A 20716-nucleotide genomic window follows, 5' to 3' on the forward strand; every position below is an offset into this window, starting at 1 on the left:
GATCGTACGCTTTGGCTTCGCCGCCAAATTTCTTCGACAATACTGTCGCGATCGCCGCTGTCAGCGTGGTCTTGCCGTGGTCGACGTGGCCGATAGTGCCGACGTTGACGTGCGGCTTGGTCCGCTCAAACTTGCCTTTTGCCATCTTAGACTCCTAAAGATTTGATGAGAATGTTCAGGCCAGCGCCCGACCGTCTTACAGATTGAAAACCCGAATCAATAACAACTTGTATTGCGACTCGAATCAATTGTGACATCCAACTTTTACGACGCCAGTGCCGGCGCCGAAAATAAAACCGAGATACTAAAATCTGGTGCCCTTGACGTGGATCGAACACGTGGCCTCTCCCTTACCAAGGGAGTGCTCTACCACTGAGCTACAAGGGCTATGCTGTACGCGCGTTTTCGTTATTAACAACACGCCCAACTTAATGTTCTTGCTGTTCTTGCCAAATCTACTGGAGCGGGTGAAGGGAATCGAACCCTCGTCATAAGCTTGGAAGGCTTCAGCTCTACCATTGAGCTACACCCGCGAGATCATTTCAATTCAGCTCACTTCACTTCTACCGCCGCAACAATTTTTACCGCAACTGCTTTTTACTTCTTCCCAAAATGGTGGAGAGGGCTGGATTCGAACCAGCGTACTCGTAAGAGGGCAGATTTACAGTCTGCTGCCATTAACCACTCGGCCACCTCTCCGCAGGGAACCCCAGATTATAGTAAAGCACCCTTCGAGTGTCAACTATGGAAATCGATTTCTTCTAAATATTTCTTAGTTTTTCAATTTCCCCGTTGCAATAACATCGGGCCAGGCCGGAATCGGGGAAAAGTGATTTTAAACACTTCACCGGCCAAGGCGCGAGATAATATCAGAAACGCGTCTCGCGCGCAGCTCTTAAAAATCCATCGAGGATTGGCGTGCAATCCAGCAACTGCGGGCCGCCTGCCCGGTGAAATTCAGGATGCCATTGCAAACCCATGACAAAAGCTGCCTTGCGGTAACGAATTGCCTCGACGATGTTGTCGCTGCCGGAGATGGCTTCCACCGTCAGATCGCGTCCCAGATCGCGTACCGCCTGGTGATGGATGGAGTTCACCACCCATTCGTTTTGTTCACCGCCTTGTGTATTGAACAAAGTTGCCAACGAGGAACCTGGCGGGAACTGGATCGCGTGGTGCAGGCGGTCGTATTCGTCGTTCACGTGCTTGATCGAAGTCGGCACATCGGTGGCGATGTCCTGGTACAAGGTGCCGCCGAACGCGACATTGATCAACTGGCAACCACGGCAAATCCCCAGCACCGGCTTGCCGGCTTCGATGAATTCATGCAGCAGCTCCAGCTCGTACATGTCGCGCACCCGGTCGCCGCCCCATTCCGGCCGGGTCGCGGCTTGCGCGTAGCTTTGCGGCGAAACGTCGGCGCCGCCTTGCAGCACCAGGCCGTCGAGATGCTTGGCGTAATCGCGCAGACGGATCGAACTGGGATGGACCAGGCCGTTGGTGTTGACTGTAGGAATCATAAACACCAGCACATTGCGCGACATTACCCATTGTGCGATCGATTCCTCCAGATATTGCAAGGTACGACCACGCAAGCCTTTGGCACCCTCTTCCGGGTGGAAAATCCGCGCCGAGATGCCGATCTTCAAGGTCCGTTGCATCATGCGCCGGCCGGCTTTGTCGGACAGCGCACGGAACCTCGCCGCGATCAGCTTCCAGGTTTGTGGCCAGGGAGCGGAGTCGTCGGCGTTCTTGAAAACGTTTGCTGCCGCCGGTTGCGGCTGTGCTGCCGGCGGTGGCTGGGTTGCGGACGGTTGCGCTTGCACAGACTCCTTGACGGCGTCCGGCACCGGTGCAGCCGGACCGGGTTCAGCGGCGATGACAGGTTTGTCTGCGGCCGCTTCATCGGGAACGGAACTTGCTGAATCGCTGGTCGGATCACTCGGTTTATTGTCAGACATATTTATCAGGAATTGTCAGAAGTAAAAATGTTTGAGAAAGTACTGCTAGCATGTGGCTGCAAATAAACAGCGCATCGCCACCAAGGCCGGTCAAAAAAACCGCTTGCCAAAGTATAGGCTCGATTGGTGTGTGAGCATTGTTTTCATGATCAGTTCATTCTGAATCTCCTGTCGGCTAAGCCATTTTCCCTTATCTAATCATCGACTCCTTCCAGAACCACCATTGCCGACCATGACCAAACCGCCGCAAACCCTGATCCTGTATGCGCACCCGACGCCGCATCACTCGCGCGCCAACCGCCGCATGGCCGAGGCCGCCGCCAAGGTGCCGAATGTCAAGGTACACGATCTTTACGAGCTATATCCTGATTTTCATATCCCGGTGCGGCGCGAGCAAGCGCTCCTGCAAGAAGCGGACCTGGTGGTGTTCCAGCACCCGATCCAGTGGTACAGCATGCCGGCGCTGCTGAAGCAATGGGTCGATTCGGTCTTCACGCCTGGCTGGGCCTATGGTCCCGGTGGCGACGCCTTGCGCGGCAAGGATTTCTGGCTGGTGGCCACATTGGGCGGCTCGGAACGGTCTTACCAGGCTGAAGGACACAACCTGATGCCCTTCTCCGCCTTTCTGCCTGCATTCCAGCAAACCGCGCAGCTGTGCGGCATGAACTGGCTGCCGCCGCACTTGCTGTTCGGCGCGCATCAGGTCAACCAGAAAACCCTGGCGGCGTATATCGAGACCTACCGCAAACGGCTGGCGACCTATCCGAACTGGCCCGAGATGCCGGCAACAGATGTCGCCGCCACGGCAATCCAACTCACAGAACAACCGGGCTAGATCGATGGAACAGAATCTCTTATTCAATGCATTGATTTACCTGGCTGCGGCGGTCGCGGCAGTGCCGATCGCCAAGCGTCTGGGACTCGGCGCGGTACTTGGCTATCTGCTGGCCGGCATGGCGATCGGTCCCTGGGGCTTGCGCCTGATCGATAACGTCGAAGATATCCTGCATTTTTCCGAATTCGGCGTGGTGCTACTGTTATTCATGATCGGCCTGGAACTGGACCCCAAGCGCCTGTGGTCGCTGCGGCGCTCGATTTTCGGCTGGGGCACGGCTCAGGTCACCCTGGTGTCGCTGGCGCTGTTTGGCGCAGCGGTGGCGGTCGGCGTCGACTGGAAAACCGCCCTCATCGCCGCGCTCGGCATGTCGCTGTCCTCTACCGCAATCGCCCTCGCCACCATCAATGAACGCAAGCTGACCAGCACCCCCGCCGGCCGCGCCGGCTTTGCCATCTTGCTGTTCCAGGATATAGCCGCGATCCCGATGATTGCCATCGTGCCGCTATTGGGGGTGGCTGTCGCGCATGGCAGCGGCGAGGGCTGGATCGGCGGCCTCAAGGTGGTGGCGGTGATCGCCACGCTGATCATCGGCGGTCGCTATCTGATCCGGCCGCTGCTGCGGCTGATTGCGGCCACCGAGCTGCGCGAAATCTTTACCGCCTTTGCGCTGCTGCTGGTGATCGCTATCGGCCTGCTGATGGAATCGGTTGGCATGTCGATGGCCCTGGGCAGCTTCCTGGCCGGCGTGCTGCTGGCCGACTCGGAATACCGGCATGCGCTGGAAACCGACCTGGAGCCGTTCAAGGGCTTGCTGCTGGGCTTGTTCTTTATCGCAGTCGGCATGTCGGTCGATTTCGGCCTGCTGCTGACGCGGCCATGGCTGATCCTGGGGCTGGTGGCCGGCTTCCTGGCGATCAAGCTCACTGTGCTGTACCTGCTCAGCAAAGTATTCCAGATCGCCCGCGCCCAGCAATTCCTGTTCGCGGCGCTGCTCTCGCAAGGCGGCGAGTTCGCCTTCGTGGTGTTCGGCGCAGCCGCCACCGCCCGCGTGTTTTCGGACGAAACCTCGTCGATCCTGGTGGTGGTGGTGGCCTTGTCGATGGTCACCACACCTTTGCTGCTGGTGCTGTACGACAAACTCATCGCGCCGTATTTCCTGAATGCGCTGAAGCGTCCGGACGACGACATCGACGATAACGAAAACCCTGTGATCATTGCCGGCTTCGGCCGCTTCGGCCAGATCATCGGGCGCCTGCTGCACGCCAACAAAATAGGCCTGACCGTGCTGGATCACGACCCCGACCAGATCGAACTGCTGAGCCGCTTCGGTTTTAAAGTGTTCTACGGCGACGCCACCCGCATCGACCTGATGCACGCCGCCGGCATCGCCAAGGCGCGCCTACTGGTGGTGGCGCTGGACGATATCGAAGGCAGTCTGAAACTGGTGGCGGCGGTGCGCCAGGAATATCCCGACCTGCCCATCGTTGCGCGCGCCCGCAACGTCACGCATTATTTTGATTTGATGGATCTCGGCGTGAACGTGATCGAACGCGAAACCTTCGAATCGGCGCTGCTGCTGGGCCGCGAAGCCTTGCGCAAGCTGGGTTTCGGCGCCTACCGGGCGCGTCAGGCCGCCATGAAATTCCGTGCACACAACCTGCAAACCCTGCACGACATGTACCCGCATCAAAAGGACCAGCAGCAAATCGTCTCGATCGCCAAGCAAGCGCGCGAAGAACTCGAAGAAATGTTTGCGCACGACCGCATCCTGCGCGAGGATATGCCCGCCAGTGGTTGGGATGACGAGGTATTGCCACTGGATCAAACCACCAAGGAAACACCATGATCACGATTTACCACAACCCGCGCTGCTCGAAATCGCGCGCGGCCCTGGCGATTGCCGAACAGTTCAGCGCGCAACAGAAACTCAAGCTGGAGGTCGTCGATTACCAGAAGACGCCGTTGACGCTGGCGCAGCTGCAGGCTTTGCATCGAACCTTGGGCGGTCCGGTTGGCGCCATGCTGCGCGACAACGAGCCGGAATATGCCGCGCTCAATCTGGCGCAAGCCGATGAGGCGGCATTGCTGGAAGCCGTGGCGGCCCATCCGAAATTGCTGCAACGGCCGATTGTGGTTTACCGGCAGCGTGCAGTGATTGCACGACCACCCGAATTGGTCAATCCCTTGTTTGGCATCTGAGCTTGCAGGGCGCTTACAGTATGCGCACCAGCAGGAAAATCACCACCGACAGCAAGACGGTCGAGGCAAACGGCAGCGAGAATTTCTTGCCGAACAGGGTGAAGCGCAAGTCGCCAGGCAAGCGGCCGAGGCCGAGCTTTTCCAGCCAGGGCAAGGCGCTGGAAAACACGATCACGGCGACGAAAATCACCAGCATCCAGCGAATCATGTGGCGCTTTCAAGGTAGAGAGTCATGCTAAGCCTTATAGCCGGTGGCTGCGGTCATGGCGGCTGAAACGCTCAGGCAACTCTGCTCCTGCGCCTACCACCAGCACCTTGAACAATTCGCCCATCTCGGCCGGCGACACCAGCTTTTGCATGGCATTGGCTTGTGGCAGGTATTGCAAGGCGTTTTCCGGCGGCGTACGTAACAGCAATTCGCCGATCCCCGCTTCCAGCAAGAACGCGGCCTGGCTGCTGTAACCCAGCAGCTCCAGCCCGGAATCCAGTGCGGCCACAGCCATCGCGGTGAAATCCACGTGTGCAGTCACATCCTGCAAACCCGGCATATAGAACGGATCGGGATGCGCATGATGGCGATAATGGCACATCAGGGTGCCTTGGTCGCGTTGCTGCAAATAATATTCCGCCGCCGGAAAACCGTAATCGAAGAAGATGGCGACGCCGCCCTGCCCCGCTTTCAGCATGGCGGCCAGCGAATGCATGAAGCCGATGGCCACCGGATGCACTTCTGTCAGGTGGCCCGGCGTCAACGTATCGGCCTCAGGAATCTGGGCGATCAAGGCTGGATCGGCGGGGCGGTCGATGTAGACAAATTGATCATCATCGCCTGTCAGGCCGACGCCACGCTGCTGCCAGCCCTGCCCTTGCTCGCCCAGCACCACCAGTTCCACTGGCATCGCATCCAGCACTTCGTTGCCAAGCACCACGCCGGAAAACGCCTCGGGCAAACGGTCAAGCCACTGTACTTGCGGAAATTCGCGCAATTTCAGCTGCTGGCGCGCGCGCAGTTCCGCTGACAATTCGATAATGAAATAAGCCTGCAGCGAGGTCTGTTTATCCGAACCGGCCGCCAATTCGCTCAGGATATCGAAAGCCAGCTGACCGCTGCCAGCGCCGAATTCGAGTATCTGCGGCTGCAATGCGGGCGATGAAATGAGCAATTCTGTTGCCAAATGCGCCAAAGTTGCGCCAAAAAGCGGCGTAATTTCGGGCGCGGTTGTAAAATCACCGTCTTTGCCCAGTTTTGCCGCACCGCCGCTGTAATAACCGAGATCCGGCGCGTACAGCAGCAGTTCCATATAACGTGCGAACGAAATCCAGCCGTGTTGCAGGCGGATTTCAGTGGCGATCAGATTGTGTAACAGGCGCGACGCGCGCTGTGCTTCGACCGAAGCTTCGGGTAATTGCAATTGCATGGCGCTATTGTAGGAGATAACGCTAAAGCGCAAAGCACTCGATGCCAAAGTTTAATTTGTACCTCGGCCCCACGCTCCTTTAACCCGTAAACCGTCAATAACAAAACAACAATACGCCATGCCAATGCCAGTCCATCAGCCACCCGCCGTAGCCCTTGTCACCGACGCCGCCAATGCGGTCGGCCGTGCCATCGCGCTGGCGCTGGCGCGGGAGGGCTGGCGCCTGGCGCTGCATTATCAGGAAGACCATGCATCGGCGGCGCTCACGGCTTTGCTGCAGGAATGCCAGGCGCTAGGCGCCCAAGCGGTCGCTATCGGTTGTCGTCTGGACCAGGAAAACGCGATCGGCACGCTGCTGCCCCGCGTTGCGGCCGCGCTGGGCGAGGTCCGTTGCATCGTCAACAACGCCAGCCATATCGAACACGACAGCGCGTCCGCATTTTCATCCGCCGGCCTGGCGCGCCACATGCAAGACAACCTGGCCGCCCCGCTGCAGCTGGCGCAGGAATTGTATTCGGCAACGCTCAAGACCCCGGGCGCACAAGCGGTGGTGATCAACCTGCTTGACCAAAAACTGTTCAATCCGCAGCCGGATTTTTTATCCTATACTTTGTCCAAAGCTGCGCTACACACCGCCACCACCTTGCTGGCGCAAGCCTTCGCGCCGCAGGTACGGGTAGTGGCCGTCGTTCCGGCGCTGGCAGTGACCAACGCCGGCGGCCAGGAACTGGCGCTGCAGGCCGCGGATCCAGCCACTTTGGAAGATATCGCGGCGACAGTCTGCTTTATCGCCGCCTCCTCCGCAATTACCGGCAGCACGCTGCTGGTCGATGGCGGTCAACATTTGCAAGCTCATCCACGGGACACGACTGCCGCACCAGGCCAACTGTTCCAACCTCACTGAAAAAACCATGCTCTCCGCACTCATCCATCCCGACCTTAGCGATTGCCGTCGCCTGTTCCTGCGCGACTACGAAGTGCAGATCAATATCGGCGTCTACGAATCCGAGAAACAAGGCACGCAGCGCGCGCTGATCAATGTCGACCTGTTTGTACCGTTGGCGCTGTCGACGCCGACCAAAGACCATATGGATGACGTGCTGGATTACAATTTCATGCGCAACACCGTGGCAAAGCGCATGGCGCAAGGCCATATCCATTTGCAGGAAACCTTGTGCGACGACCTCGTCAACGCCTTGCTGGAGCACCCGCGAGTGCGTGCGGTGCGGGTATCTTCCGAAAAACCCGATGCCTATCCCGACTGCCGCTCGGTCGGCGTCGAAGTATTCCGCATCAAGCCGAAAGCCTGAGTTTGAACCGCCATGAATGATCTATTGAAGCAGGAAGTCCTTATGCAAGACCAGTTATCAGCGCCACCATCGCCAACACCGTCCGGCGATGCCGCCCCAAGCCAGAAAGGCATCGAAAAGATCGCCCACGAAAACAACAAGCTGCACAAGCGCTTGTGCCGCCAGGTCGGCCAGGCGATCGGCGATTTCAACATGATCGAAGACGGCGACAAGGTAATGGTCTGTCTGTCCGGCGGCAAGGATAGTTATGCCCTGCTGGACATTTTGATGACCTTGCGTGAGCGGGCGCCGATCAATTTCGAGATCGTGGCGGTCAACCTGGACCAGAAGCAGCCGAATTTCCCGGACCACATCCTGCCGGCCTACCTGGAAAAACTCGGCGTCGCTTATCACATCGAAAACCAGGATACCTACAGCATCGTCAAGCGCCTGATCCCGGAAGGCAAGACCACTTGCTCGCTATGTTCGCGGCTGCGGCGCGGCATCCTGTACCGGGTCGCCACCGAGCTGGGCGCGACCAAGGTCGCTCTCGGCCATCATCGCGACGACATCATGGAAACCTTTTTCCTCAACATGTTCTTCGGCGGCAAACTGAAGAGCATGCCGGCCAAGCTGCAGTCGGACGACGGCAAGCAGATCGTGATCCGGCCGCTGGCCTACGTCAAGGAAGCCGACCTGATCCGCTATGCCGAGGTCAAGCAGTTCCCGATCATCCCTTGCGACCTGTGCGGCAGCCAGGAAAACCTGCAGCGCAAGCAGATCAAGGGCATGTTGCGCGAATGGGAAAAGAAATTCCCGGGCCGGGTCGACAATGTCTTCGCCTCGCTGTCGACCGTGGCGCCATCGCACCTGATGGACCGCAACCTGTTCGGCTTCACCGGATTGAAGGCAAGCGGCATCGCCGATCCGAATGGCGATATTGCGTTTGACGACGATCCTTGCTCGACGCCTGCAGGCGCTACCGTGGTCAGCATCATTCCGCTGCATGCAGTCGATTAAGCGTCGAAGCGTCAATCAGGCAGCAGTATTGAATTAACCCTCAGAGCTATATAATCAAAGTGGACGAGCGGCGGTCGGATGGATAAGTAGCTATTTCGTCACCGCTTCGTCTGCAACTAAAATCAGGAGAAGCTCAATGGCAGGGTCCTATGTACTCAAGAAGTCTGTGGATGGACAGTTTTACTTCCTGCTCTACTCTGACGACGGCGAAGTGGTGCTCAACAGCGAGATGTATGTCGCCAAGGCATCCGCCGAAAACGGCATCGCTTCTGTACAGAGCAACAGCGCGCAAGACGATCGCTATAGCCGCAACCAGGCTTCCAACGGCAAATTCTATTTCAACCTGAAAGCCGCCAATCATCAGGTCATCGGCAGCAGCCAGATGTACAGCACCACCAGCGCCCGCGACGCCGGCATCAACGCCGTCAAAAAGAACGGCCCCAATACCAATGTAACAGACGAAGCCTGAGCCACCTTGGCGGGCGGCTAAACCCTCCAGGAACGCCGTACTACGGGTAAATTGCAAGTATTTGTAATCCCTGTATTCATTCCGTACGGCAAACCGTTTAGTACCGAGGATCTTTTTCTGGAGACATAAATGAACCGTCGTCGTTTTCAACGTTATTTGGTATTGTCGGCCGTAGCGGCAGCCACCGTATCGCTCGCCGGCTGTGTTGTGGAACCGCCACGCACCCGGGTCGAATACCGTGAAGTCAAAGTAGTGCAAGCGCCGCCGGCGCCGCTGGTGGAAGTCGCGCCGCCGGCTCCCTATCCTGACTCCTACTGGATCGGCGGCCACTGGAAGTGGGAAAACAACCGCTACGTCTGGAACAACGGCCATTGGGAGCAATCGCGCCCGAACATGGTTTTCCAGCACGCCTACTGGAGCAACGACGGCGGCCGATGGGTGTTCCATCCCGGCCGCTGGGTGCAGATCAACAATACCTACAACACCGCGCCTATCGTGATCAATGTCGCGCCGCCACCGCCTCGGGTCGAGATCATGACGCAGGCGCCTAGCCCTGACCATGTCTGGATAGGCGGCTACTGGCGCTGGAACAATGGTCGCCATGACTGGGTCAACGGCCATTGGGAAGCGCGCCGCGACGGCTATTTCTGGGCGCCTGGCCACTGGGTCCGCAATGGCAACAGCTGGGCCTTCTCCGGCGGCTTCTGGCAGCACTATTAATCCGGCTTAGCCTGTAAAAACCACGCTCGCCCCAATGCCGCACACCGGTCTTGGGGCGATTTTGTTTCGGCCGATTGTTATCCGATCAGCATCAGCGCCCATGTTGGCAGCTCTGCACGTGCTAGAATTTCCCACCCGCCGTTTCCACCTTCCTTTCTATATTGACCATGAACATTGTCATTCTCGCTGCCGGCATGGGCAAGCGCATGCAGTCCGCACTCCCTAAAGTGTTGCATCCCCTGGCAGGTAAGCCGCTGCTGTCGCATGTGATTGCCGCGGCGCGCGCCTTGTCCCCCACCACCTTGTGCATCATCTACGGCCATGGCGGCGACGCTGTGCCGCGCTCGCTGGCGGCGGACGACTTGGTCTTCGCCAAGCAGGAACCGCAGCTGGGCACCGGCCACGCGGTGGCACAAGCGGCCATACATCTGGACGATGCGGTACCGACGCTGGTGCTGTACGGCGACGTACCGCTGATCGCCAGCAGTACGCTGCAACGGCTGATCGACAGCGCCGGCACCGACAAGCTGGCCGTACTGACTGTCGACATGAAAGACCCTACCGGCTATGGCCGTATCGTCCGCCAGAATGGTCAGATTATCAGCATCGTCGAACAGAAAGATGCAACGCCGGAGCAACGCGCCACCCGCGAATGCAATACCGGCATCATGGTCGCCCCTACCGTGCAGCTGAAAAAATGGCTGGCCGGACTCTCCAACAACAACGCACAGGGCGAATATTATCTGACCGATATCGTCGCTAGCGCGGTCGCCGACGGCACCCCGGTAGTGTCGGCGCAACCCGATGCCGTCGCAGAAACCTTAGGCGTCAACAGCAAGGTGCAGTTGGCCGAACTGGAACGCATCCATCAGCGCAACATCGCCAACCGCCTGCTGGAACAAGGCGTGACCCTGCTTGATCCGGCCCGGCTGGATGTGCGCGGCACGTTGCACTGCGGCCGCGATGTGAGCATCGATATCGGCTGCATTTTCGAAGGCGAAGTCAGCATCGAAGACGGCGCGGTGATCGGCGCCCATTGCGTAATCAAGAACGCCCGCATCGGCCGCGACGCCAACATCAAGCCGTTCTGCCACATAGAAGACGCAATCGTCGGCGCCGCTTCACAAATCGGCCCGTATGCGCGTCTGCGTCCCGGCACCGAACTGGGTGAAGACGTCCATATCGGCAATTTCGTCGAAGTGAAAAACAGTCAGGTCGCGGCGCACAGCAAGGCCAATCACCTGGCCTACGTGGGCGACGCCACGGTCGGATCACGCGTGAACATCGGCGCCGGCACCATCACCTGCAACTACGATGGCGCCAATAAATTCCGCACCATCATCGAAGACGACGCCTTCATCGGCAGCGACAGCCAGCTGGTGGCGCCGGTGCGCGTCGGCAAAGGCGCCACGCTCGGCGCCGGCACCACGCTGACCAAGGATGCGCCCGAAGGCAAGCTGACCGTATCGCGGGCGCGCCAGGTCACTATCGACGGCTGGCAGCGGCCGGTGAAGATCAAGAAGTAAACAAAAAGCAGCGTTCAATCAGCAATCCATGGATAGCCGCCGGTTACGACCGCGCTATCCATTTTTCATACTTCCAGCCTGGTATCAAACTTACTGCGATAGATAGAAAAATAAGTCCGCACATTGCGCACGTTCTTCTGCGCGGCAAACAGCTGATGCGCCAGCGCATGGTAGGCTGCCATATCCGCCACCTGCACCACCAGCACGAAATCCGGCCCCGGTGAAACCCGATAGCATTGCAGCAGCATCGGCTCATTCGCCACCAGCGCCTCGAATTCCACCAGCCGCTCATCCGCCTGATTGTCGAGCGTGACTTCGACAATCGCCGTAAGCCCTGCGCCCACCTTGTCCGGCGCGATGATCGCCACCTGGCGCAAGATGACGCCGGCGTCGATCAAGCGCTTGACCCGCCGCAGACAGGTCGGCGGCGACGCATGCACCTGTTGCGCCAGTTGATGATTGGTTTGGGAAGCGTCCAGCTGCAATGCATTCAAGATGCGCTTATCCAGCTCGTCTAAAACTATGTCCATGATGCAATATGCAATTTATGAGATATTTATAAATACAAATGAAATATTATTTCATACAATTTATATCATGAAATATTCAATCAAATAACAATAAATATAGACATCTTATTTCATCGGCGCTAGCCTAAGATACGCCCATTCACCCATCAATGAGGAAAACCATGTGCGGAATCGTCGCAGCAGTCGCTCAAATCAATGTCACGCCTATCCTGCTGGAAGGACTGAAGCGGCTCGAATACCGTGGTTATGACTCCTGCGGCATAGCCTTGCATATCGACGGCAAACTGCAACGTTCGCGCAGCACCTCGCGTGTGGCGGACCTCGAAATCCAGGTTGAGAAAGCCCATCTGTCCGGCTTCACCGGCATCGCCCACACCCGCTGGGCCACCCACGGCGCGCCCGCAACCCACAATGCCCACCCGCATTTTTCGCGCGACCGCATCGCCCTGGTCCACAACGGCATCATCGAAAACCACGACGAGCTGCGCGCCGAGCTGCAAGCGGCCGGCTATCACTTTGAAAGCCAGACCGATACCGAAGTGATCGCCCACCTGGTCGACCACATGTACAACGGCGACCTGTTCGCCACTGTGCAGCAAGCCGTACGCCGCCTGACCGGCGCCTACGCAATCGCCGTGTTCTGCGTCGACGAACCGCATCGTGTGGTCGCCGCGCGCCAGGGTTCGCCGCTGATCGTCGGCGTCGGCCAGGGTCAGAATTTCGTCGCCTCGGACGCCATGGCGCTGGCCGGCACCACCGACCAGATCATCTACCTGGAAGAAGGCGACGTGGTCGACCTGCAATTGCAACGCGTCTGGATCGTCGACGCCGCCGGCAAAGCCGTCGAGCGCGAAGTCAAAACCGTGCACGCCTACAGCAGTGCGGTCGAATTGGGACCGTACCAACACTACATGCAGAAGGAAATTTTCGAACAGCCACGGGCGATTGCCGATACGCTTGAAGGCGTCACCGGCATCATGCCGGAACTGTTCGGCGATGGCGCTTTCAATGTGTTCAAGCAGATCGACTCGGTCCTGATCCTGGCCTGCGGCACCAGCTACTACGCCGGCCTGACCGCCAAATACTGGATCGAATCGATCGCCAAGATTCCCGTCAATGTAGAAATCGCGAGCGAATACCGCTACCGCGACAGCGTGCCGAATCCTAACTCGTTGGTAGTCACAATCTCGCAAAGCGGTGAAACCGCCGACACCCTGGCCGCGCTCAAGCACGCCCGCGCGCAAGGCATGCCGCACACGCTGACCATCTGCAATGTCGCCACCAGCGCCATGGTGCGCGAATGCGCGCTGGCGTATATCACCCGCGCCGGCGTCGAAGTCGGCGTCGCCTCGACCAAAGCCTTTACCACCCAGCTGGCAGCGCTATTCCTGCTGACCCTGGCGCTGGCCCAAATTAAAGGCCGCCTCAGCGAAGAACAGGAAGCCGCCCACCTGAAAGCCATGCGCCACCTGCCGGCAGCACTACAAAGCGTGCTGGCGCTGGAACCGCATATCGTCGCCTGGGCCGAAGCCTTCGCACGCAAGGAAAACGCACTCTTCCTCGGCCGCGGCATCCACTATCCGATCGCCCTCGAAGGCGCATTGAAGCTGAAGGAAATCACCTACATCCACGCCGAAGCCTACGCCGCCGGCGAACTCAAGCACGGCCCGCTGGCGCTAGTGACAGAAGAAATGCCGGTGGTTACCGTGGCGCCGAACGATGCGCTGATCGAAAAACTGAAATCGAACATGCAAGAAGTACGCGCCCGCGGCGGCCAGCTATATGTGTTCGCCGATGCCGATTCGCACATCAAGTCGAGCGAAGGCGTACATGTGATCCGGTTGCCGGAAAACTATGGTTTGCTGTCGCCGATCTTGCACGTGGTGCCGTTGCAACTGCTTGCGTATCACACGGCGTTGGCGCGCGGGACTGATGTGGACAAGCCTAGAAATCTAGCAAAATCGGTCACCGTGGAATAGGCTAACTTATTATTTTCAAAATTGTGATAATGACTAATAAAGTCTGTCACGAGGGGTAAAAATTCCGTGACAGACCAAAATGTCGGAAATTATCTGTAAATTTCGATGTTAGATATTATGGGGACTAATAACTACATCGAAAATTGGGAGCTAAATCCGATTCGCATGCGCCAGTTGAAACAATTTCCCCGGGCACAAAACCTCCGGGGGTTATCCGTGTGGTTTTCCTTGATATCTCAAGGTGCGCTATACAAGCGACTTTAGTCTTTCAATTGATATAACAGAGCAGGTTGCGGGTGGCACTTTCCAACGCGCCAACTTGTCCTTATCTTTCACGAACAAGCAAATCATTTATCCCCAGCAAATCAGACTCTCTCAAGGTACCCGCCGCCGCCTTCAATTTAAGCCATTGCAACAAGGTGTCGTAACGGGCCTTTAGCCAGATCCTGTTTCGCAGCGTAAAGCTGCTCTGCTCGGCATTGAGGACATCGAGATTGATCCGGATTCCCAGGCGATATCCGGCACGATTGCCTTTGACTGCGCTCTCGCCCGATTCGACGGCTGAATTTAATGCGTCGATTTGCTCCACCCCATTCACGACATCAGCAAACGCCTGTTGTGCATCGGTTGCAGCCTGTCGGCTTGCGGCCTCTAAGTCGGCGCGTGCTTTACCCGCATTGGAGACAGCTTCGCTGACCCCGGCATTTGTCATACCCCCTGAGTAGAGCGGGATATTGACCTGCAAACCAATCTGAAGAGATTTTGCCCGCGTCGCATAGTTGTTCGGTGTAGTGATGCTATTGGAGACATAGTTACTACCGTAAGAACCTGTCAGATCAATCGTCGGCACATAATCAGAGCGATTTTTCTTGATATCTAATTTAATTTCGCTACAACGTCTTAGGTAATTTAATGAAGCCAATGGTTCAAGCGCTCGATAAACCATTGCCCTGCCGGGCCAGGAGGGGCAGCCGCTGGATATACTGCGCACATCGTTAGCTTCAACCCACCTTGGGGCACGTCCCCAACATTTAGTACGACCAGTGCGCCAGCGGCAAGGTCTCGTTCAATCATGTGTAGCGGCATGCTGCCCCAGCCAACGCCTTTCAGGAGAAATGCATGTTTAGCCGATAAATCAGCTAAACGCCAGGTCTGTGGAGACATGACCCCGTAGTCTTTACCGGCCATCAATTCCGAGCGATCTGTGAGAACCAGTTGGACGTGCTTCGCCAACTCGGACTTCGGAATGCTTCCTTTGTACAGCGCTAACGGATGGCTCCGTTCCGCCACCATCACGAGAGATACCTCACCTAAACGCGTGTTCGACAGCGACGGAAATACCATGGGCAATGATGCCAGGATGCCCAAGCTGCAGCGCTCGTCCAGAACCGGCTGGTAAGCAGCTCCCAAGCCTTCAACATACAACCGCAGCGGTGTGTAGGGAAAGCGCTTGGCAAAATCTTTGGCAACATCGGCAATCGCGGCAGTAGGAAAGAACACGTCCACCACCACCGACAGCTCCGGCTCCAGCCCTGAAGCCATGAGCTTGGCGCGTGCTTTCAGTGTGTCGACGCCAGACACGATGTTGCGGGCATCCGCGAGCAATAGCGCTCCTTCCGCAGTCAGCTTTGGGTATCTTCCTGAACGATCAAAGAGACTCACGCCAATCTGTCCTTCCAAACTGGTCACCCAGCCGCTGACGGCTGATTGGACGCGATTGAGCTTCCTCGCTGCGGCAGAAAAACTGCCTTCGTCGACGGCGGCAATGAAGGTCCTGAGTTGGTCAAGCGAAACACCGTCCAGCATATGCCTTCTCCATGTATCCCATATTTAGATGGATTGAATCTCAATATATCATCTTTTCAGGGGATCTAAAAGAGCACACCATCTACACATCATCCACCACCATCAAAGGTTCAGTCATGAAACTCCTTCATCTCGATTCTAGTGTTCTCGGCGCCTATTCGGTAAGTCGCCAGTTGTCGTCCGAAATCGTTGCACGCGAAGTCGCGTTGCATCCAGGCATTAATGTGGTTTATCGCGACCTTGCTGCTGATCCTGTCTTGCACTTGTCGGGAACCCATCTCGCCGCTTGGCAGGGCAGCGTCATTGAAGATCCGGCCCTAATCGCCGATTTGGAAAAAGGCGGAAATTATATGGAGGAATTGATTGCTGCAGATATCGTTGTCATTGGCGCACCGATGTACAACTTCTCCATCCCGACTCAGCTTAAAGCATGGATTGACCGTGTTGCCGTCGCTGGCAAAACATTCCGCTACGGACCCAACGGCCCTGAAGGACTGCTGTCGAAAAACAAGAAGGTCTTTATAGCCGCCTCCCGGGGCAGCATATATGCGGCCGGTAGTCCTGCTGCTTCGCTAGAGCATCACGATAGCTACCTGGCAGGTCTTTTGTCGTTCCTCGGCATTTCCGACATTACGGTGGTCCGCGCCGAGGGGCTTGCATCCAGTCCCGAGTCCAAGGAAGCTGCCATCAGCCAAGCGCTCAAGGACATCGCGGCGATCGTTGCCTGATGAGTTTGCGCCGCGGCTAAGAATAGTCGTTACACACTTGTTACGACTTTTATTTCATCAAACGTATCATTTTTTTAGGATTTTTATGAAACCTTCTTTATTCAACATTACTCTGGCAACTCTTATCGCTGTTGGCAGTTCTGCTTCCAGCACACAAGCTCAGTCCGTCAAACTGGAAAGTGTGAAGCCCGGGACCTACAAGGTGGATGGATACCATACCCAGGTTGTGTTCTCCGTTTCTCACCTGGGCTTCACGAATTACACCGGAATCTTTGCCGGGCCTTCAGGTAGCTTGCGCTTAGACCCGGCAAAGCTTTCCGAGTCCAAGTTAGATATCTCAATTCCAGTGGACTCCGTCACCACGACGGCAAACAAGCTCACGACAGAATTAAAGGGCGACCAGTGGTTTGACGTAGCGAAATTCCCTGTTGCCACTTTTGTTTCAACAAAGATCGTGCCTACTGGTGATGGAACAGTCGACATCACCGGAAATTTCACGTTGCACGGTGTGACAAAGCCGGTAGTGCTCAACGCGCATTTTGTCGGCAGTGGAGTCAATCCGATGACCAAAGCCTACACGGTGGGCTTCGAAGCAACCGCTGCTATCAAGAGAGGCGATTTTGGTGTGAAGACCTATTTGCCGCTGGTTGGCGACGAGATCAAGCTCAATATCGCTGGCGCTTTCGAGATGCGGGAATAGCCCGTTTCGATTGAACCATCCAATTGCTTGGGCCAAGATTTTGGACAATATCGATTCGCGATACGATCCGAGCAATTTTTATAAAGACCAGGACACTTAAGCGAGTAGTTATGACCATTCAAGCAATTCTCAAGATCGACAAACTCGGTTCCCAATGGGAAACCTTGGATCCATTCCTGGTGTGCGCATATCACAATGACGCTTATCCTAAAGGCAACTCAGAATTGGGGCCGGCGGCGCCGCTGGCAGGTCACAATCTTGGCCGTGACTTCGTAGGAAAAGATGGTTGGCGCATGTACTTCGGCCTCACAGTGCCTGGATTCCCATCGCATCCACACCGTGGTTTTGAGACCGTAACCGTTGTCCGCAAGGGGCTGATAGATCACTCTGACTCGCTAGGCGCAAGCGCGCGTTTTGGCGAAGGTGATGTCCAATGGCTGACCGCGGGCCGAGGTATCGTGCACGCTGAAATGTTTCCTTTGCTTAATTCTGACGAACCCAATCCTTTGGAGTTGTTCCAAATCTGGCTCAATTTGCCGGCGCGGCACAAAATGACGGATCCGCATTTCACGATGTTCTGGTCGAAGGACATACCGCGTCATCTCTCAACGGATAGCCGTCGTGGTGTCACAGAAGTAGTGTGCATCGCTGGCAGCATGACTGCAACTGCCAGACCACCAGTACCGCCCCCACATTCATGGGCGTCTGATCCTTCTGCTGACCTGGCGATTTGGACGATCAAGATGTCACCAGGTGCGCACTGGTCTCTTCCCCCAGCCTTGGCGAGCGATACCCGTCGCAAGCTTTACTTCTTCAAGGGGACGAATTTGACCATCAATGGTCAGCTAGTCGATCAGCAATCGGCGATTGAAGTGTTTTCTACAAGCGATGTCGAGTTGATCAACGGCACAGAACCCAGTGAGTTGCTGATGCTGCAAGGCCGTCCGATTGGAGAGCCGGTTGCACAGCACGGACCCTTTGTCATGAACTCGGATGAAGAACTCCGAAGAGCTTACGCCGACTATCACCTGACAAAGTTTGGAGATTGGTCTTGGCCAAACAACGCGCCGGTTCACGGAGCTAATCGAAAAAGATTCGCGCGGCATGCCGACGGGCGCGTCGAATAACGCTTAATGCGTGTATGAGCCCCTCGGAAATCAAGCGCTCGAAATAGTTCAGGGGGAAGGGAATGTGTGGAAGTTGCCGGCAGAAACTCCTGCATTAAAAAAATAGATGGTTACATCTCAATATCCCGTCGTTTCAGATCTATGCATGAAAAATCCGATCTGGGACAGTATTCACTGCTAGCAACAATCCAAGCAATCCATTTTAACTAACTAGGAAATATCATGACTTACTCTATTATCGGCTCCGGCAATGTTGGCACCGCCCTTGCACGCCACTTCGCCAGAAATGGCATTGACGTAGCGATCGCAAACACACGTGGTCCGGACACACTGGCTGCATTGGCAAAAGAACTCGGCGAAAAAATCATTCCAAAAACATTGCAAGAAGCGCTCAAGGCGGACACGGTGATTTTTGCGATTCCGTTCCGGGCCTACCGGGAAGTGGCGCGCGAATCAACAAACTGGAACGGGAAAATTGTCATCGATGCGATGAATCCTTACGGCGTCCCACCGGAAGAGTTGGGCGGCCAGCCATCATCAGATTTGGTCGCTGCGGCTCTGCCGGGCGCAAAAGTGGTCAAAGCCTTTAACCAATTGCCAGCAGCTGTTTTGGGAAGTGCCCCACAACAAAACGGTGGGCGACGTGTCGTGTTTGTGTCGAGCAATCACGAGGACGCAGCTATTGCAGTCGTTCGTCTGGCAGAGCAATTAGGCTTTGCGCCTATTTCGTTGGGAAAGATTGCGGAAGGTGGACTCCTTCTGCAACTGGGAGCGCCGCTCGTGCTAAAAAATCTCATTAAGCAGGGCTGAGGGACAATTAGGAAAACTGCCCGCTGGGGTCGACGGATGCGCACCGCCGTATGGCGCTGCTTCACATGAACTTGCTTGTCGGCTTCCAGGATGGCGTCGATGATGGTCACGAACGGCCCCAATGTCGGAGAAACCGGGGCCGGCGCTCGCCGGTAGCCAGGTGGCGCCGCGAACTGGTACATTTCCTGACGGTATTGCGATGGATGCTGAAGTAGCGCGCAACGGCACGCTCACTCTTGTTCTCGACCATCACGGCGCGACGTACTTTAACGTATAAGTCCACGGGAAACATCCTTTCCGCCTTTCTTATGCACCTTCAGGTACATAAGACTACAGGCTAGGATTGGTACACTTTTAACGCGCCATTCACGGCCGCTTCAAGCGCGCTTTCCGGTACATTATTCACGAGGCATTTATACAGGATGCCTGAGAGGATGGTTTGAGCAGAAATGGAGCTGCTGAAGCAGCGTTTTGAGGTAGTGCTCCTCACGATAGATAGTGTCAAGTAATGGCCTGGAAATACTCAAAATGATGGATTGGATCCCTATAGTCTTAGTTACTTTCAAGGTTCTCGTGCTCGGCACGGGCATGTTCTTCGCCATCAAGTGGCATTACGATCAAGGGAAGAAGGAGAAGGAGAAGGAGAAGCGCGCGGTGCTACGCGCGGGCGGCAAGGTGGCCGCAGTCTTCGTGCTATCGCTCCTGGGCCTGTTGCTCGTCACCTTCGTCCTTAGCAGGAAGCTCGGTTTGAACTTGACCTTCCCATGATGGCAAAGAATAGTCGGCCGATATCTAGTGATGCGGCAGCAATTCCCCGATGCGGCTATTGGGCAGCATCGGCAGGCGGGTCAGAGCTCGCTTCAGCAAATAGCATCGGCATCGCTGCGAGACTATTAATCGGCAAGCCATTAGGCATTACATTGATGTGCTTCATAGCCGTTACTCTGGGCATTTGCAAATAGCCGCTGGATTTGAGTTGGCATCATATTTTCGGAGCGGGTCTGCTCGACGGCATTGGATTTACCGTGGACGGAAAAATGGTTGATCGCCCTGTGATAATGCAGGCGCAAGCGATCGTTCAGGAAACCGCGCGCGAACGCTGGCCAAGACCGCGTTGCAGTACTGGCCCAGCAATCTTTCGAAAATCGTCTATGCAACTAAGTTGGCCGCAATTTCGGCCATTGTTCATCGGTCAAGAGCGGGGTACAACCAATTATCCTCTGAACAGCGGCTTTATTTTTCCCCATAAAACGATCTACCGCCTCGTCCACATCATTAAATAGAGCAGCAAGCGCCATCGCATAGGACCACGCACGATGCAAATCAACCACCGTGCGCAAAGTAGTTGTAACTGTTTGAACCGATATTCCATATCGCGCAGCTACGGTCTTTTTATCCAGCCCGCCGCGTACATCATCAATTAATTTCCTGATTAGTTACCTATCTCAGATGTCATGTTTTTTAGCACAAAACTATCTGCCGAGTCATTCCCGCGAACGCGGGAATCCATGTTGAATCACCTACTTAAGTTGGATCCCCGCGTTCGCGGGGATGACGCTTTATCAGCAAATGACCGCTTTTCACGGTCAATCTGAG

Annotated in this window: 23 protein-coding genes and 3 tRNA genes; 16 read left to right on the plus strand and 10 right to left on the minus strand. The window is 56.2% G+C overall.

Annotated features, from left to right (window positions below):
• The 5 genes from ABI171_RS23730 to ABI171_RS23750 all read right to left on the minus strand — a co-directional run.
• The coding region (locus ABI171_RS23730) for a GTP-binding protein (protein ID WP_230411639.1) at positions 1–145 on the minus strand (145 nt) is incomplete at its 3' end.
• A 167-nt stretch (positions 146–312) separates the two neighbouring features.
• A tRNA-Thr gene (locus ABI171_RS23735) sits at positions 313–387 on the minus strand.
• Positions 388–459: 72 nt separating this feature from the next.
• Positions 460–533, minus strand: a tRNA-Gly gene (locus ABI171_RS23740).
• A gap of 80 nt (positions 534–613) precedes the next feature.
• A tRNA-Tyr gene (locus ABI171_RS23745) sits at positions 614–699 on the minus strand.
• 170 nt (positions 700–869) lie between these two features.
• A complete protein-coding gene (locus ABI171_RS23750; RefSeq protein WP_348095019.1) occupies positions 870–1961 on the minus strand; it encodes a type 1 glutamine amidotransferase in 1092 nt (363 codons plus the stop codon).
• Positions 1962–2193: 232 nt separating this feature from the next.
• On the opposite strand from ABI171_RS23750, the gene ABI171_RS23755 reads away from it, so the two are divergent.
• The 3 genes from ABI171_RS23755 to arsC are packed head-to-tail and all read left to right on the plus strand — an operon-like array spanning position 2194 to position 4998.
• The gene (locus ABI171_RS23755; protein WP_348095020.1) at positions 2194–2796 is read left to right on the plus strand and encodes an NAD(P)H-dependent oxidoreductase; all 603 of its coding nucleotides are present in this window, start codon (positions 2194–2196) and stop codon (positions 2794–2796) included.
• Between the two features lie 4 nt (positions 2797–2800).
• Entirely contained in the window at positions 2801–4645 is a 1845-nt protein-coding gene (gene kefC, locus ABI171_RS23760; protein WP_348095021.1) for a glutathione-regulated potassium-efflux system protein KefC, read from the plus strand.
• On the plus strand, positions 4642–4998 hold the full coding sequence (gene arsC / locus ABI171_RS23765; protein WP_348095022.1) for an arsenate reductase (glutaredoxin): 357 nt from the start codon (positions 4642–4644) through the stop codon (positions 4996–4998). Before kefC ends, arsC begins: the two co-directional genes overlap by 4 nt.
• Positions 4999–5011: 13 nt before the next feature.
• Here the strand turns inward: arsC and ABI171_RS23770 are convergent, their stop codons facing one another.
• Positions 5012–5206: a DUF2905 domain-containing protein gene (locus ABI171_RS23770; protein ID WP_348095023.1), complete on the minus strand. Its 195-nt coding sequence runs from the start codon at positions 5204–5206 to the stop codon at positions 5012–5014.
• Between the two features lie 34 nt (positions 5207–5240).
• Positions 5241–6416 carry an SAM-dependent methyltransferase gene (locus ABI171_RS23775; RefSeq protein ID WP_348095024.1) on the minus strand — a complete coding sequence of 392 codons (1176 nt, stop codon included), beginning with the start codon at positions 6414–6416 and terminating at the stop codon, positions 5241–5243.
• 118 nt (positions 6417–6534) lie between these two features.
• Between ABI171_RS23775 and ABI171_RS23780 the strand changes: the two genes are divergently transcribed.
• The 6 genes from ABI171_RS23780 to glmU all read left to right on the plus strand — a co-directional run bounded on the left by ABI171_RS23780 (position 6535) and on the right by glmU (position 11440).
• Positions 6535–7320 (plus strand): SDR family NAD(P)-dependent oxidoreductase, encoded by a 786-nt coding sequence (locus ABI171_RS23780; protein ID WP_348095025.1) that lies wholly within the window; start codon positions 6535–6537, stop codon positions 7318–7320.
• 7 nt (positions 7321–7327) lie between these two features.
• Complete coding sequence (locus ABI171_RS23785) at positions 7328–7726, plus strand: dihydroneopterin aldolase (RefSeq protein WP_348095026.1); 399 nt, start codon at positions 7328–7330, stop codon at positions 7724–7726.
• A 12-nt stretch (positions 7727–7738) separates the two neighbouring features.
• Entirely contained in the window at positions 7739–8725 is a 987-nt protein-coding gene (gene ttcA, locus ABI171_RS23790) for a tRNA 2-thiocytidine(32) synthetase TtcA (protein ID WP_348095027.1), read from the plus strand.
• Between the two features lie 136 nt (positions 8726–8861).
• A complete protein-coding gene (locus tag ABI171_RS23795; protein ID WP_348095028.1) occupies positions 8862–9194 on the plus strand; it encodes a YegP family protein in 333 nt (110 codons plus the stop codon).
• A gap of 129 nt (positions 9195–9323) precedes the next feature.
• Complete coding sequence (locus ABI171_RS23800; RefSeq protein WP_348095029.1) at positions 9324–9914, plus strand: hypothetical protein; 591 nt, start codon at positions 9324–9326, stop codon at positions 9912–9914.
• Positions 9915–10081: 167 nt separating this feature from the next.
• The gene (gene glmU / locus ABI171_RS23805; protein ID WP_348095030.1) at positions 10082–11440 is read left to right on the plus strand and encodes a bifunctional UDP-N-acetylglucosamine diphosphorylase/glucosamine-1-phosphate N-acetyltransferase GlmU; all 1359 of its coding nucleotides are present in this window, start codon (positions 10082–10084) and stop codon (positions 11438–11440) included.
• A gap of 65 nt (positions 11441–11505) precedes the next feature.
• On the opposite strand, the gene ABI171_RS23810 is transcribed toward glmU, so the two are convergent.
• The gene (locus ABI171_RS23810) at positions 11506–11970 is read right to left on the minus strand and encodes an Lrp/AsnC family transcriptional regulator (RefSeq protein ID WP_348095031.1); all 465 of its coding nucleotides are present in this window, start codon (positions 11968–11970) and stop codon (positions 11506–11508) included.
• A gap of 161 nt (positions 11971–12131) precedes the next feature.
• On the opposite strand from ABI171_RS23810, the gene glmS reads away from it, so the two are divergent.
• Positions 12132–13949, plus strand: a complete 1818-nt coding sequence (glmS, locus tag ABI171_RS23815; protein WP_348095032.1) for a glutamine--fructose-6-phosphate transaminase (isomerizing) — start codon at positions 12132–12134, stop codon at positions 13947–13949.
• Positions 13950–14274: 325 nt separating this feature from the next.
• On the opposite strand, the gene ABI171_RS23820 is transcribed toward glmS, so the two are convergent.
• Positions 14275–14895, minus strand: coding sequence for a TolC family protein (locus ABI171_RS23820; protein WP_348095033.1), 621 nt, complete (start codon positions 14893–14895; stop codon positions 14275–14277).
• A complete protein-coding gene (locus ABI171_RS23825; protein ID WP_348095034.1) occupies positions 14859–15755 on the minus strand; it encodes a LysR family transcriptional regulator in 897 nt (298 codons plus the stop codon). The genes ABI171_RS23820 and ABI171_RS23825 overlap by 37 nt, the downstream gene beginning before the upstream one ends.
• Positions 15756–15871: 116 nt before the next feature.
• Between ABI171_RS23825 and ABI171_RS23830 the strand changes: the two genes are divergently transcribed.
• The 6 genes from ABI171_RS23830 to ABI171_RS23855 all read left to right on the plus strand — a co-directional run bounded on the left by ABI171_RS23830 (position 15872) and on the right by ABI171_RS23855 (position 19888).
• Positions 15872–16483 (plus strand): FMN-dependent NADH-azoreductase, encoded by a 612-nt coding sequence (locus ABI171_RS23830; protein WP_348095039.1) that lies wholly within the window; start codon positions 15872–15874, stop codon positions 16481–16483.
• Between the two features lie 85 nt (positions 16484–16568).
• Positions 16569–17183 (plus strand): YceI family protein, encoded by a 615-nt coding sequence (locus tag ABI171_RS23835; protein WP_348095035.1) that lies wholly within the window; start codon positions 16569–16571, stop codon positions 17181–17183.
• Positions 17184–17293: 110 nt separating this feature from the next.
• The gene (locus ABI171_RS23840; protein ID WP_348095036.1) at positions 17294–18310 is read left to right on the plus strand and encodes a pirin family protein; all 1017 of its coding nucleotides are present in this window, start codon (positions 17294–17296) and stop codon (positions 18308–18310) included.
• Positions 18311–18532: 222 nt separating this feature from the next.
• On the plus strand, positions 18533–19120 hold the full coding sequence (locus ABI171_RS23845; protein ID WP_348095037.1) for an NADPH-dependent F420 reductase: 588 nt from the start codon (positions 18533–18535) through the stop codon (positions 19118–19120).
• 65 nt (positions 19121–19185) lie between these two features.
• Entirely contained in the window at positions 19186–19335 is a 150-nt protein-coding gene (locus tag ABI171_RS23850; protein ID WP_348095038.1) for a hypothetical protein, read from the plus strand.
• Positions 19336–19651: 316 nt separating this feature from the next.
• On the plus strand, positions 19652–19888 hold the full coding sequence (locus ABI171_RS23855) for a hypothetical protein (RefSeq protein WP_348095040.1): 237 nt from the start codon (positions 19652–19654) through the stop codon (positions 19886–19888).
• Positions 19889–20716 lie beyond the last annotated feature (828 nt).

Source organism: Collimonas sp., assembly GCF_039923675.1.
Taxonomy (GTDB): Bacteria; Pseudomonadota; Gammaproteobacteria; order Burkholderiales; family Burkholderiaceae_D; genus Collimonas.